Annotated in this window: 1 protein-coding gene; it reads left to right on the top strand. The window is 34.1% G+C overall.

Annotated elements, in window-relative coordinates; genetic code table 11:
* Positions 1 to 41: 41 nt before the first annotated feature.
* On the top strand, positions 42 to 232 hold a 191-nt coding region (locus AAEY72_RS16510; protein WP_352311788.1), incomplete at its 3' end, for a hypothetical protein.

Genomic DNA, 232 nt, shown 5'->3' with positions numbered 1-232 from the left:
ATCACGCTTGGTGTCGATGTTGTATTTTAAGGAGAGGTAAAATGAAAAAATTAATATTAAGTGTAATATTCCTGTTTACGAACTTCGCCTATGCAGATTTTGCTATTATCGTGCATCCTTCAAATGAAAGTAGCTTTGATGAGTCTGTTATCAGCCGAATTTATACAGGAAAAGAAAAGTCATTTAGCAATGGCAATAAGATCATTCCAATATCTCAAGAACCAAGTAGTGC

Source organism: Psychrobacter sp. W2-37-MNA-CIBAN-0211 (genome assembly GCF_040309405.1).
In the GTDB taxonomy this organism is placed as follows: Bacteria; Pseudomonadota; Gammaproteobacteria; order Pseudomonadales; family Moraxellaceae; genus Psychrobacter; species Psychrobacter glaciei.
The sequence above is the reverse complement of the archived record's forward strand: the minus strand, read 5'-3'. Positions and strand labels throughout refer to the sequence as shown.